The following is a 13,191-nucleotide window of genomic DNA, read 5'->3' on the forward strand; positions in this document are numbered from 1 at the left end:
TCAGTCAATGTTCCACAAACCAGAGCCACCCAGCCACAAACACATGTTGTGGAACCAGATGAAATGACAACCCCACCAAGGGGATTGTGCAAGCTCCTTAGAAAGGAGGTGATCCAGCCGCACCTTCCGGTACGGCTACCTTGTTACGACTTAGTCCTAATTACCAGTCCCACCTTCGACAGCTCCCCCCACAAGGGTTGGGCCACTGGCTTCGGGTGTTACCGACTTTCATGACTTGACGGGCGGTGTGTACAAGCCCCGGGAACGTATTCACCGCAGCGTTGCTGATCTGCGATTACTAGCGACTCCGACTTCATGGGGTCGAGTTGCAGACCCCAATCCGAACTGAGACCGGCTTTTTGGGATTCGCTCACCCTTACAGGCTCGCAGCCCATTGTACCGGCCATTGTAGCATGCGTGAAGCCCTGGACATAAGGGGCATGATGACTTGACGTCATCCCCACCTTCCTCCGAGTTGACCCCGGCGGTCTCCAATGAGTCCCCACCATAACGTGCTGGCAACATTGGACGAGGGTTGCGCTCGTTGCGGGACTTAACCCAACATCTCACGACACGAGCTGACGACAGCCATGCACCACCTGTGTACCGACCAAAAAGGGGCACCCATCTCTGAGTGTTTCCAGTACATGTCAAACCCAGGTAAGGTTCTTCGCGTTGCATCGAATTAATCCGCATGCTCCGCCGCTTGTGCGGGGCCCCGTCAATTCCTTTGAGTTTTAGCCTTGCGGCCGTACTCCCCAGGCGGGGTACTTAATGCGTTAGCTGCGGCACGGATCACGTGGAATGTGACCCACACCTAGTACCCACCGTTTACGGCGTGGACTACCAGGGTATCTAAGCCTGTTTGCTCCCCACGCTTTCGCTTCTCAGCGTCAGGAAAGTCCCAGAGAACCGCCTTCGCCACCGGTGTTCCTCCTGATATCTGCGCATTCCACCGCTCCACCAGGAATTCCGTTCTCCCCTAACTTCCTCTAGTCAGCCCGTATCGAAAGCAGGCTCAGAGTTAAGCCCTGAGTTTTCACTTTCGACGCGACTAACCGCCTACAAGCTCTTTACGCCCAATAATTCCGGACAACGCTCGCACCCTACGTATCACCGCGGCTGCTGGCACGTAGTTGGCCGGTGCTTCTTCTGCAGGTACCGTCACAAAAGCTTCGTCCCTGCTGAAAGCGGTTTACAACCCGAAGGCCGTCATCCCGCACGCGGCGTTGCTGCATCAGACTTGCGCCCATTGTGCAATATTCCCCACTGCTGCCTCCCGTAGGAGTTTGGGCCGTATCTCAGTCCCAATGTGGCCGGTCGCCCTCTCAGGCCGGCTACCCGTCGAAGCCTTGGTGAGCCATTACCTCACCAACAAGCTGATAGGCCGCGAGTCCATCCCAATCCGCCGGAGCTTTCCAACACCCACCATGCGGCAGGCACTGAATATCCAGTATTAGCCACCGTTTCCGGTGGTTATCCCAGAGACTGGGGCAGGTTACTCACGTGTTACTCACCCGTTCGCCACTCGTGTACCCCGAAGGGCCTTACCGTTCGACTTGCATGTGTTAAGCACGCCGCCAGCGTTCGTCCTGAGCCAGGATCAAACTCTCCGTTGAAAAATATCGACACCCACCCACACAAAGCAGGCAGGAACGTCGTCAATCAACAATGAATCCAACCACTGACAAAGAACACCAAAAACTGGCATTCCAATCAATAATCATACTCAAAGAAACCCAACCACCAACCAAACACCCACCACCACAAAGACGGCAGACATCCAATCAATGGCACGGGAAAAAATAAGGCATTGACTTTAGACACGCTGTTGAGTTCTCAAGATCCGGGCGCGACCCGCACACCACCCACCACCAGGTGAGATCCGCTTGGGGCGACTCGATCAAACTTACCGGGTTCCGCTGTGGGAGTCAAATCCGCCTGCTTCTTCCGGCCTGGACACGCCGGGTTACCCCAGTCGCTTCCAGTTGTTCACTGCCGTGTGGCAGCTCGGAGAACATTAGTTCATCGGGAAGGTGGATGCAAATCCGGGTCTACGCAAGGTTCCTGTGGGAGACTTCTCCACCACACAAGGCGGGGATGACAAGGGGTTTCTTACATGACTGCCGACGCCGGCACGTTCACGCCTCGACGGGGCCGGTGATCCTGGGGGGGGTGACGCCCGTTCCCACTGGATAGCGTCAGATCATGGAGACGCCACCGAAGTCATGGCCCAAGTACCTGCGTGGCACGCGCCCACCCTTGGAGTTGCGGCGGCTCTTCGCCTCTGCCGAGCCGGTCGCCCCTGAAGAGCTGACCGGGCGGTGGCGCGGGGCCGGCATCGCGTCCGGGCATCCCCTGGACGGTTTTTTGGAGATGGCGAGCTGGTACGGCAAGCAGTTTGACGGCCCCAATGATGTCCATCCCCTGCTCATGCGCGACAACGGCGGTGTCTTCCCACTGTCTCCCACAATTCTTCCTTGGGGAGCCGTGCCTGCCTTGGCCAGCATCAAGCAGAACAAGAGGATGCGGCGCGTGGCACATCTGATGGCCCAGCGCGGACTGCTGCGCCCGGGGACCGCACGTCGGCCAGGGGCGCGCCTGCGCTTGATGGAGTGGGACGGAATCGTCAGTACGGCGATGATCTATGACGCGCTACCGGTGCAGGACCACTTCCGGTGGGTGGAGGAAGACGTACTGCTTGGTGCGATGGATGCTCGCGGGTACGAGCCCTTCTTCTTCATGCTGCAGCGGGAACCCGTTGCCTGAACCACGACGCGGGAGGGGTTCTTCAGGCTCCCGGCCATACGGTCAAAGCTGCTCGAGGGCCTTGCGGCGGGAGTAGTAGGCGCGCGATCGGTTCCGGTCGCCACACTCCTTCGCCACGCACCAACGTCGATTACGTCGTGGCGAGAAGTCCAGGAAGACGCGTCCGCAACGCTCGTCCTCACACTGGTACAGGTGGTCGAGGTCGTCGCGCTGGGTGAAGGCGACGACGGCCCGAACGATGCGGTGCCGCAGGACCTCGATGGCGAGTCCCTCATCCACCCACCCCCAGCGCCAGTCAGAGAAATTCAGGATGGCTCCGACGAGTGCCTCGCGATAGAGGCGGGAGATCATGCGCGCCGAATACTCCCCGTTGCCAAAGAGCAGGTGGTAGAAGGACTCGCGCACCTGCACGATTCGCAGGCGTTCCACGTCCGCCACCTCTGGACGCTCCCTTGCCATTTCCTGGAATCTGGCAATTTCGGTCGACTGGACCAGACCGGCGCCCCGCGCCCACTCCAGCACTTCCTCGAAGCTCGTCAGCTCGTCCTGGGCTGTGCTGGGGTCCAGCCGCCATTGCAGCGTGTTGATCAGGTCGAGCACCGCGTCGCCAGAGATGCGGCTGTACCTGTCCGTGGCCTGTTCCTCACCCATGATGTCCATCATCGCACAGATGGTCTGGTTCCACCCTCAGGCTCAATAGGGATGATGCCTGGGGGGTGGTCCATGCAGTGACGTATCCGGGGGCTCTCTCGAACCCGTTGGATTGGCGTGAGCGGAGGCGTGGATCTCATGGGTGGCACCCGATTCAAGGGGTGTGACTCGTCGCTCGCGAGGCCAGGGGACGCCGACACCGCCTGGCGCGCGCCTTCCCTGCCCCAGCCCCCAGCAGGACAACACCTGGACGCCAGGAATAGCGCTGCCCTCCAAGACATGAATGGGATCAATTCCAGAAAAACCTCTCCATGGAATTTTCATGCCTGGATTGAAAAGCAAGTTTTTGAATTGAGAATGCTCTACTTTCGAAGTTGAAGGGGGAATTCAAATTCGGTTCATATTTGCCGGATCGGAGAATTCTGAAGCCCTTGGGATTCGTCGGAGCGTCGGCACGGTCAGAACTACGAGCGCACTCACCACCATTGCCGCCACACCAGGCGCCATCGCGGTCGCCCTGCCCCATCTCTGCAACGAGAGACCCGCGTAGCCTTGGGCCACGGGTGCTGCTGCCATCGCCAGCAGGCTCACGGCACTGGTCAGGCGGCCCTGCATGCCATCGGGAACCTCACCGATGAACCAGGCGCTCAGGCCAGCATTGAGGGACGGAACCAAGAGCATGAGCAGGCCCATCGCCAGGATCGTCCCCACGGGTTCCACCAGCATGACCACTGCAATGAAGATGGCCGCACAGACCAAGAACTCCACACCGCAGAGCCAACCCCACCGGGAAGCGCTTGAGGATCCAGGGAGACGCAGCGGCTCCAAGCAAGGCGCACACGCCGAGAACCGTGTCCAGCAGCCCGATCACGGCAGGAGGAGTGCCTTGGCGCTGCATGTCGAGAATCGCGGCAAGCACGACGTCAGCCAAGGCGAAGTTGGCCAAGCAGAGCACGCCGCCGACGGCCAGCAGGGTGCGTCGAGCACCGAGAGAGCGCAGCCCCGCCAAGGAATCAGACCAGAAGGAGGTTGCATCGGACCCACCGCGAGCGGGGCGAAGGTCACGCCGCACCACAGCAGCTGCCACGGCCGAGAGCAGCGCACATGCGGCGTCGACGGCGAAGGGGACCACTCTGCCAACCGAATAGAGACCCCCAGCCAAAGGCGGTCCGACGATCCGCCCCAGCGCCGATCGCCCCTCCTTGAGCCCCCATGGCACTGCCAAGTTGGCTCGGGTGTACCAAGCGCCGCACGCTCGCGGTCTCAGCGGGAGCGAAGAAGGAGTCGGCCGCACTGGTGATGAAGGAGAGGGCCAACAGATGGGGAACGCTGACCCGTCCCCACACGATCGCCACTGGAACGGTCAACGTGACCAGCCCCGAGACCCTGGACATGACCGACACCTTGGTCACGGCCCTCGAGCACGAGGAGAAGCCGGGCATCCTGGGCAGTCACATGACGGTAGAGCTGACCCAGGGGGGAGGCCGCCGAACTACGCGAACGCCTCTGCGAGGTGATCGATGACGTGACGGCCAAGGCCGGCAAGCACAGCCCCGGCGACGGGGCGAGGCCGTGGACGATCTCCACCAGCCTCGCCCCCGACACCAGGGGCAGAATCATCACTTGACCGGGGTCTCTCCCGCCACGTCGTCACTCGACTCGGACTCGTCGATGTACTCACCCTTCTCGTAGTCGTACTCCACGGGATTGCCGTCCTCGTCGGTGCGGGTGTACCACTCCGTGACCTCGGGGGCCGTCGAGTCGAAGTCGCCACCGGTTGCACGTTCGTCGGTGGGCATCGTCGGCTCCACTGCCAGGGCGAAGTTGTCGCCATACTCGCTGACACCGTGCTTGACGGCCTTCTGGATGGCCACGTCCTGGTAGTGCTCGCGAATCGCCTGCGGATCATTGCGGAGCAGCTTCACCAGCGCGATCGACATCAACACCAGCACCACGGCGAAGGGCAGGGCGGAGACCACGATCAGGTTCTGCAGACCCTGCAGGGCGTTCTGGCCACCGAAGAGGAGGATGACCACGGCGATTCCAGCCATGCACAGCGCGAAGAAGGCAGTCACCAGCTTGTTGGGCTCCGGATTGCCTCGCTGGGAGAGCTGCGAGTTGACCAAGGAAGCCGAATCCGAGGTGGTGACGAAGAAGACACCCAGCATCACGATCACCAGGGCAGAGACGATGCCTCCACCCGGCAACTGCTCGGCCACCTTGTAGAAGATCTCGGCGGGCAGCGGAAGCGAACCAGCCGTGCCGTCCGGGGCGATCATCCGCGACGGATCACCCATGGCCTCGGCACGACGCTGCAACCAGATGGCGGTGCCACCCAGCACGGCGAAGGCCAGCACGATGATGGACGACGGGATCAGAAGGACGCCCAGCACGAACTGACGGATGGTGCGCCCCTTCGAGATCTTGGCGGTGAAGACGCCGACGAAGGGCGCCCAGCTCACCCACCACGCCCAGTAGAAGGTGGTCCACGACGTCAGGAAGGTCTGCATGTCCTCGCCCTCGGACATGTTGGCGCTGAGCATGTCTGGCAGGTGTCCGAAGTACTCGACGATGGCCGCCGGGATCATGTTCATCAGGAAGGCCGTCGGGCCAACCACGAAGAAGAAGACCGCCAAGCCGATCGCCATCAGCATGTTGATGTTGCTCAACCAGCGGATACCCCGGGACACACCGGAGACTGCGGAGAAGATCGTGGCGATGGTCAGGACCGCGATGATGCCCAGTGCCAACCGGTTCCCGGTGGGGCCCCAGCCCGCGAAGATCTCCACACCGCGAGCGATCTGGAGAGCGCCGATGCCCAGGGAGGCGGCAGTACCGAACAGGGTGGCGATGATGGCCAGACCGTCGATGATGCGCGCACCCGCGGAATCGGTGCGTCCGCTCCACAAGGAGGTGACCACCGCACTCATCAACGGCACCTTGCCGCGACGATAGGAGACATAGGCCACCGACAGCCCGACGATCGCGTAGATCGCCCAGGCATTCAGCCCCCAGTGCATGGCGGACTGGGCCACGGCACCCTTGATCGCGGCGGCCGTGTTGGCGTCGTACTGCGCCCCGGGGCGTGGACTCAAGTAGAACGTGAGCGGCTCGTAGGGGCCGAAGAAGATGATGCCGATGCCGATGCCGGCGCCGAAGAGCATCGCCGCCCATGACGCGGTCGAGTATTCGGGTGTCTCACCGTCGAGACCCAAGGTGATCTTGCCGAAGCGCGAGAACGCGATGACCAACAGGAAGAGCACCATGGCGATCGCCAGGACGTTGAAGGTCCAGCCGAGATTGCGCATCACCCATCCCAAGGCCGTGCCCGAGACCCGGAAGACCTGCTCCGGATCGGCCAGACCCCACCCGACGAAGGCGACGATCAGTGCGCCGACGATCCCGAGCACGCCCTTGTCGATGCCGTAGCGGATCCGCTGGTCCTCCACCGAAACACCTGGCACCAGGGCGGGGTGGATCTTGTGGGGGTAGTTCACCTCCCGCAGGAATGAGCGGGTTGCGGACGCCGGAGAGGCAGGCCGTTGGTCAGCTGGGTGACTCACTGGGAACTCCTGGTGTCGGGGACATCACTGGCACAACACGCACCCACGTTAGACAGCCAAACCACCCCAAAGGCGCCCATGAGACAAACTTGTGCCAAGAAATTCCGTTGTCAGACCACTGCGACGAGCGCACAATGATCGCATGCAGCAGCTCACGGACCAGACCATCCAGGCCGGCGACGGCCTGCTCCTCAGGCCCCTGGGAGCGGGTGACATCCCCCTGGTGGCTCGTGCCTGCCAAGACCCACTCACCCAGCAATGGCTACCGCTTCCCCGGCCCTACACCGAGCAGGCCGCCCGCGACTTCGTCGAGACGATTGCGTCACAACAACTGGCCAGTGGCAACGGCATCGAACGTGCCATCGAGCGCAGCGGCGAGTTCGTAGGCGTGATCGGCGCCAAGAAGACCGACTGGGCGGCACGCAAGACCGAGGTCGGCTACTGGCTGGCACCCTGGGCCAGAGGAAAAGGTGTCATGACGCGAGCGCTGTGCGCCATGACGGACTGGCTGCTCGGCACCCAGCAGATCACGCGCGTGGAGGTGCACGTGGCGCCGGGCAACGCGGCCTCCCTGGCGGTGGCCCGACGTGCAGGATTCGTCCGCGAAGGGATCATGCGTCGCGCCGGCCACACCCATGACGGCACCACCGACCTGGTGCTGTTCAGCAGACTGGCCGACGATCCCCGCCCCTGACCCCTGCGTAGGCAAGCCCCTAGGCTGGAGGCATGTTCCGGCACCTGTTCTGGGATCTCGGCGGCACCCTCGTCGACACCTACCCGCAGCTCGACGCCGCACTCGCCGACGTCGTGCGCCGCCACGGCCACCAGATCGAACTGCTCGACGTGGCCCGGCTCACCCGTCGCTCCACCGGCGAGGCGATCCGTGCCCTCTGCGAACGCTTCACCATTCCAGCCGCCGAGTTCGAGGGGGCAAATGCCGAGCTCAAGGCGCTCTGGAAGAGGGAACCGGCGCCGCCGATGCCGGGCGCGCGTGAACTGCTGCGCGACGTCTCCGCTGCGGGTGGCCTCAACCTGGTGGTGACCCACCGCGAACGCGGCTCCGCGATGGGGCTGCTCGACGGCCTGGGGTTGACGGTGGATGACCTGGTCTCGACCGCCGACGGTCATCCCCGCAAGCCCGACCCGACGATGCACCTGGTCTTGCTGGAGCGACACCAACTGGACCCGGCCGAATGCCTGGCCGTCGGTGACCGACCGATCGACGCCACCGCGGCACACGCGGCAGGCATCACCGCAGCCATCCTGGAGTCTCCCGAGGCCCCCGTCGATGACGACGCCGAACACAGCGTCGCCCACCTGGATGAGCTGCGACCACTGTTGGGCCTGTGACCCCGGTGCTCGAGATGTGAGGTGCGCGAGATGTCAGGTGTTCGGATTCTGGCGGGGTTCGCATCTCGAGGTCGTCACATGTCGAGCAGACCGCGGATGTCGTCGGCGCTGAGGGCCCCCGCCACCGCACCGTCGCCTGAATCCACCACCTGGTTGAACAGGTCACGTTTGCGTTCCTGCAGGGCGAGCACCTTCGCCTCGATGGTTCCCGAGGCCACCAGCCGGTAGACCATGACCGGCTTGTCCTGGCCGATGCGATGGGCACGGTCGACGGCCTGCGCCTCGGCCGCCGGATTCCACCACGGATCCAGCACGAAGACGTAGTCGGCCTCGGTCAGGGTCAGACCGAAACCGCCCGCCTTCAAGGAGATGAGGAAGGCCGGGGCATCTCCCTGCCGGAACTCGTCAACGCGCGCCTGCCGGTCTCGGGTGCGGCCGTCCAGGTAGACGGTCTGCACCCCCTCGGCCGTCATCCGCTCGCGCACCATCGTGAGGAAGCCCGTGAACTGGCTGAAGACCAACGCACGATGGCCCCCGGCCACCACGTCGGCCATCAACTCCATCAGCACGTCGATCTTGCTCGAGGCGATCTGCTGGTGCTCCTCGCCCACCAGCCCCGCGGCCAAGCTCAGCTGGCGCAGCACCGTCAGCGACCGCAGGATGGTGATGCGGTTCTTCTGCAGGTCGTCGACCAGCCCCATCACCCGCTGCCGTTCCCGGTTCAACTGGCGGTCATAGACCCGACGATGGGCGTCGTTGAGTTCCACCGGGACCACTTGCTCCTGGCGCGGAGGCAGTTCCGGGGCGACCAGTTCCTTGGTGCGTCGCAGCAGGACAGGCCTGATCCTGCGCAGCAGCTGGGCCAACCTCTCATCAGCCTCGTCGTCGCCCTCCTCGATGGGCTTGCGGTAGTGCTCGGTGAATTCCCGCGGATCCGGGAACAGCCCCGGCGTGGTGAGCGACAGCATCGACCACAGGTCCATCAGGTTGTTCTCCAGAGGGGTGCCACTCAGTGCGAACCGCACCCCCGCCGGGATGCGTCGCATCGCCTGGTAGGTGCGCGACTGGCGGTTCTTCACGAACTGGGCCTCGTCGAGCAACATGAGCTGCCAGCCGACCTGCTCGAACTCCTCCACGTCCAGACGCGCCACCGCATAGCTGGTGAGCACCACGTCCATCCCCTGGATGGCCTCGGCCACCGAGACGCCACGCTTGCGGACGGTCTGGGTGAGCGCAGCCACCTTCAGCGTCGGGGCGAAGCGCTCGGCCTGTTCAGCCCAGGCACCGACCACGCTGGAGGGCGCCACCACCAGCACCGGGCCGTGCAGGAGCCCGCGCTCCTGCAGCGAACAGACCAGGGCCAGCGCCTGCAAGGTCTTGCCCAGACCCATGTCATCGGCGAGGATCCCGCCCAGCCCCACGCTTCGCAGGAAGTCCATCCAGCGCAAGCCGGTCAGCTGGTAACCACGCAGGTCAGCGTCCAGGTTGGCGGGCGCGTCGATCTCCGGGGCGCCCTCGGCCGCCAACAGTCGACTGGCGATGCGCGTCCAGGCCTGGTTGTCACGGGCCACCACCCCCAGCTCGACGAGTTCCTCCCACCAACCGACATGCTCGGGGCGAAGCCGAAGCAGGGAACCGTCGCCCTCCGGGTCGGTCAGCAACCGGGCCTCGGCCAACAACTCACGCAGCCGATCCAGCTCAGGATGCTCCAGGGCGAACCATTCCCCGTTGTCGAGCACCAGGTGGTCGTCCCCGGCGCTCAAGGCGCGCAGCAACTCCGGCAAGGGGATACGCGTCTGCCCGACCGAGACCTGGACCTCAAGATCGAACCAGTCACGCCCCGGGTTGTCGTCGACCTCGAGCGAGATCTGCGGCGCCTCCTCCAACTCCTGGTAGTCGGGCGCGTCCTGCCACACCTCCACCACCACGTCGTCGCGCTCCTCGAGCTCGCCCAGGCGCTGCCACAGTTCCAGCAATGGTTTGCCCACCAGCTCCTGCTGCACAGGCAGCGACGAGGCGTGACCGGTGCCCAGCAGTTGCCGCACGAGCGGCTGGAAGCCTTGCTCGGCGGCCGCATCGCGGGCGGCAAAGGTGCGGCCAGTGCGCGAGGTCACGTCAATCGAGGTGTCCGCGTCGCCGGAGAAGGCGTAGCGGAAACCCACCGAGAGGGTGGCTGCGACGCCTGTGGCCGCGAGAGTCTCGGAGAGCTGGACCAACAACTTGGGAGGCTGCGCGGTGGGCAACTCAAGCTCGTCGGGGTGACGCACCGGGGCAACGCGACGAAGGCGCGGCAGGTAGTCCAGGGCGAACTCACCCACGTCCTCGGCGGGCACCTCCACCGCAGGCAGCTGGGCCAGTGCCTGGGCATGTTCGTCCAATGGTTCGCGGAAACCCACGACGATCCGGCTCCCCGAGGCATCGGGCAGCAGGGCACCGTGGGGCGGCACCCCCAACAGGTTCAGGGGACGTACCGGCTCCCCGTCGAGCAGCAGTTGACGTTCCAGCCGCAGGCCACCCGCCTCGTCTGGAGTCAGCCGGGCCCCCAGCTCGAGCTCGGCCCCTCTGAAGGTCACCGCCTTGGACTCCTTCGCAGGGACCAGTTCGATGCCCACCTGGCGTGCCTCCTGCAGCAGGCGCCACCCCTCGTGCCCCAATTCCGAGAGCAGCAGGTGCCCGGGGCGAGTCGTGGAATATCCCCACCGGGTGCGTCTGGCCTCCACGACCGCGGTGTGGATGCGTTCCAAGGCCCGGGTATGGGCACGGTTGTAGCTGGAGGTGCGGCCGGTCGCCGGCGGTGAGCCGATGCGGTCCCAGGTGAGCTGGCCCCGGGCCCAGACATTGCGAGTACCCCAGTAGACCGGGCGGATCTCCACGTCGTGCAGCAGCAAGGTGTACTGGATGCCCAGCGCAGTACCCCCCTCCTGGGCCTCGTCGCCGCCCACCACGCGCAGCAGTTCTCGCTGCCATTGCGGTGCCAGGGCTCGCTGGCTGGCGGCGCGCAGGTGCAGGACCAGGGCAGCACCGTGTTTGCAGTCCTTGCGGACCGGACAGGTGCAGGTGTTGCTGGCACGCGTGCCGTCCCAGGTGACCAGCACGTAGTACGGGGAATGGCCGCTGCCCCGCACCAAGGCGGAGACGGCCCCTTCGCTCGCCACCGTGACGCGCTCAACTCGATGCTGTTTGGCGTAGTCAGAGCCGCGAAAGAAGGTTGGGGCACCGAAACTTTCGACGAGTTCCTCGTCGGAGACTTCCTGCACCCAGACGGGGTACTGCTTTGCGGCCATAGGTTCGACTCTGCGCCGAGTTGGCGCCGGACGCAAACCGGGCCCCACCTGGTCAACTCCGCAAACCGTCCACGCACGGCGCTGGCCGTGAGCGCAGCACGCGGGGACCGTGCACCCGCACCGCGACGCGAGGCGGTTCTGCGGAGTTCGGGGCCGACGAGGCGCCGCCCGGGAGGCGAACGTGCCGCTTGCAGGTGGGTGAGCGCGGCACTTGGACTCAGCGCCGGAACGCGGGGCGCCGTCCCACCCCCTCCCGGCCTAGGCTGGCCTCAGTGTCAGGGTGATGGCACCGCGACGTGTCGCGGTGGTTGGATCCTGATCACCAGTCGTCTGACTCGTAGGCTGCTTGCCTTCGTGGCGTTCATGTGTTTTGTCGGCGGCTGGTGTGACGGACCGGCCGGCGTGACTTGATAGGAGCGTGGCATCGCCCCCACCGAGATGTGTCCGCCGACCGGCCCAGCCGTCCCTGCACTGATCAGGTGAAAGGAGGCAACCACCATGGTTGTCGTTGGAGCCGATGTTCACAAGCAGACACACACCTTCGTCGCCATCGACCACGCGGGCCGTAAGCTCGGCCAACTCACGGTCACAGCGACCACATCCGGCCATCACAAGGCCCTCTTCTGGGCCCGACGCGAGTTCGGCCCTGATCTGGAATGGGCCATCGAGGACTGCCGGCACCTGTCAGCCCGCCTCGAGATTGACCTGCTCGCCGCTGGGCAGGTGGTGGTGCGGGTCCCGCCGAAGATGATGGCCCAGGCCCGCAAGATCGCCCGCACCCGCGGCAAGTCCGACCCGATCGACGCGCTCGCGGTCGCGCGGGCCGCGCTGACCGACCCCGACCTGCCTCGTGCCCAGCACGACGAGCAGGCCCGCGAATTGAAGCTGTTGGTCGATCGGCGTGACACGTTGGTCAAGCAGCGCACTGCCACCATCAACAGCCTGCTGTGGCGCGTCCACGAACTCGACCCCGAACACGACGTGAAGCCCCGCAGCCTGGACCGGGTTGCGCACCACAATGCGCTACGCGCGTGGTTGGAGTCCTTGCCGGGCGGCATCGTCGTCGACCTGGCCCTCGACGAGCTGGCCGACGTCATCACCCTCACCGGAAGAATCAAGACCTTCGAACGTCGCATCAGCATCCTGGTGCGGCAGCGGGCGCCGCAACTGGTGGCATTGCCGGGCTGCGCGGAGCTGACCGCTGCGAAGCTGGTCGGTGAGATCGGCGGGATCGAACGGTTCACGCACGAGGCCCAACTGGCCCGCCACGCCGGAATCGCGCCGATCCCGGTCTGGTCTGGCCGCACCGAAGGGCGAGTCCGCATGACCCGCTCAGGCAATCAACAGATCAACTGCGCGATCCACCGCATCGCCGTCACGCAGACCCGGCTCAAGGATTCTCTGGGCAAAACGTTCTACGACAAGAAACTGGCCGAGGGGAAGTCCAAGCGTGAAGCACTGCGCTGCCTGAAACGCCACCTCGTGCGCATCGTGTTCACCACCCTGAAGAACCCACCCCAGACCACCACCCCAGCCGCCCCCAGGACTTGCATCCCACTAGCCGCTTGACATAG

At 64.5% G+C, this 13,191-nt stretch carries 9 protein-coding genes, 1 rRNA gene and 1 pseudogene; 5 read left to right on the forward strand and 6 right to left on the reverse strand.

The genetic code is table 11. The features are described 5' to 3' along the window. Positions 1–101: 101 nt before the first annotated feature. Positions 102–1,619, reverse strand: a 16S ribosomal RNA gene (locus ACOAMO_RS03215). Between the two features lie 589 nt (positions 1,620–2,208). Between ACOAMO_RS03215 and ACOAMO_RS03220 the strand changes: the two genes are divergently transcribed. Beyond that, entirely contained in the window at positions 2,209–2,769 is a 561-nt protein-coding gene (locus ACOAMO_RS03220) for a DUF4334 domain-containing protein (RefSeq protein WP_420176155.1), read from the forward strand. Positions 2,770–2,811: 42 nt separating this feature from the next. On the opposite strand, the gene ACOAMO_RS03225 is transcribed toward ACOAMO_RS03220, so the two are convergent. The 3 genes and pseudogenes from ACOAMO_RS03225 to ACOAMO_RS03235 form a co-directional block, all read right to left on the reverse strand. Further along, the gene (locus tag ACOAMO_RS03225) at positions 2,812–3,432 is read right to left on the reverse strand and encodes a CGNR zinc finger domain-containing protein (protein WP_420176156.1); all 621 of its coding nucleotides are present in this window, start codon (positions 3,430–3,432) and stop codon (positions 2,812–2,814) included. A 375-nt stretch (positions 3,433–3,807) separates the two neighbouring features. Beyond that, complete coding sequence (locus ACOAMO_RS03230; RefSeq protein WP_420177072.1) at positions 3,808–4,188, reverse strand: hypothetical protein; 381 nt, start codon at positions 4,186–4,188, stop codon at positions 3,808–3,810. Positions 4,189–4,231: 43 nt separating this feature from the next. Continuing rightward, positions 4,232–4,714 (reverse strand): annotated as a pseudogene (locus ACOAMO_RS03235) (hypothetical protein); the annotation flags it as partial. On the opposite strand from ACOAMO_RS03235, the gene ACOAMO_RS03240 reads away from it, so the two are divergent. Continuing rightward, the gene (locus ACOAMO_RS03240; protein ID WP_420177073.1) at positions 4,633–4,944 is read left to right on the forward strand and encodes a hypothetical protein; all 312 of its coding nucleotides are present in this window, start codon (positions 4,633–4,635) and stop codon (positions 4,942–4,944) included. The pseudogene ACOAMO_RS03235 and the gene ACOAMO_RS03240 overlap by 82 nt on opposite strands. Positions 4,945–5,039: 95 nt before the next feature. Here the strand turns inward: ACOAMO_RS03240 and ACOAMO_RS03245 are convergent, their stop codons facing one another. Further along, positions 5,040–6,917 carry a BCCT family transporter gene (locus tag ACOAMO_RS03245; RefSeq protein ID WP_420176157.1) on the reverse strand — a complete coding sequence of 626 codons (1,878 nt, stop codon included), beginning with the start codon at positions 6,915–6,917 and terminating at the stop codon, positions 5,040–5,042. Between the two features lie 208 nt (positions 6,918–7,125). Between ACOAMO_RS03245 and ACOAMO_RS03250 the strand changes: the two genes are divergently transcribed. Both ACOAMO_RS03250 and ACOAMO_RS03255 read left to right on the forward strand, forming a co-directional pair. Next, a complete protein-coding gene (locus tag ACOAMO_RS03250) occupies positions 7,126–7,677 on the forward strand; it encodes a GNAT family N-acetyltransferase (protein ID WP_420176158.1) in 552 nt (183 codons plus the stop codon). A gap of 32 nt (positions 7,678–7,709) precedes the next feature. After that, positions 7,710–8,333: an HAD-IA family hydrolase gene (locus ACOAMO_RS03255; RefSeq protein ID WP_420176159.1), complete on the forward strand. Its 624-nt coding sequence runs from the start codon at positions 7,710–7,712 to the stop codon at positions 8,331–8,333. A gap of 74 nt (positions 8,334–8,407) precedes the next feature. Here the strand turns inward: ACOAMO_RS03255 and ACOAMO_RS03260 are convergent, their stop codons facing one another. Continuing rightward, complete coding sequence (locus ACOAMO_RS03260) at positions 8,408–11,617, reverse strand: SNF2-related protein (protein ID WP_420176160.1); 3,210 nt, start codon at positions 11,615–11,617, stop codon at positions 8,408–8,410. Between the two features lie 498 nt (positions 11,618–12,115). Between ACOAMO_RS03260 and ACOAMO_RS03265 the strand changes: the two genes are divergently transcribed. Next, complete coding sequence (locus ACOAMO_RS03265) at positions 12,116–13,186, forward strand: IS110 family transposase (protein ID WP_420176161.1); 1,071 nt, start codon at positions 12,116–12,118, stop codon at positions 13,184–13,186. The last annotated feature ends 5 nt before the right edge of the window (positions 13,187–13,191 follow it).

The sequence above is a fragment of the Luteococcus struthionis genome (assembly GCF_048595755.1).
Lineage (GTDB): Bacteria > Actinomycetota > Actinomycetes > Propionibacteriales > Propionibacteriaceae > Luteococcus.

Excerpts from the sequence above, each read along its gene's own strand:
- ACOAMO_RS03220 (WP_420176155.1), top strand. The coding sequence starts at position 2,209 with ATGGAGACGCCACCGAAGTCATGGCCCAAGTACCTGCGTGGCACGCGC.
- ACOAMO_RS03225 (WP_420176156.1), bottom strand. The coding sequence starts at position 3,432 with ATGATGGACATCATGGGTGAGGAACAGGCCACGGACAGGTACAGCCGC.
- ACOAMO_RS03240 (WP_420177073.1), top strand. The coding sequence starts at position 4,633 with ATGGCACTGCCAAGTTGGCTCGGGTGTACCAAGCGCCGCACGCTCGCG.
- ACOAMO_RS03250 (WP_420176158.1), top strand. The coding sequence starts at position 7,126 with ATGCAGCAGCTCACGGACCAGACCATCCAGGCCGGCGACGGCCTGCTC.
- ACOAMO_RS03255 (WP_420176159.1), top strand. The coding sequence starts at position 7,710 with ATGTTCCGGCACCTGTTCTGGGATCTCGGCGGCACCCTCGTCGACACC.
- ACOAMO_RS03260 (WP_420176160.1), bottom strand. The coding sequence starts at position 11,617 with ATGGCCGCAAAGCAGTACCCCGTCTGGGTGCAGGAAGTCTCCGACGAG.
- ACOAMO_RS03265 (WP_420176161.1), top strand. The coding sequence starts at position 12,116 with ATGGTTGTCGTTGGAGCCGATGTTCACAAGCAGACACACACCTTCGTC.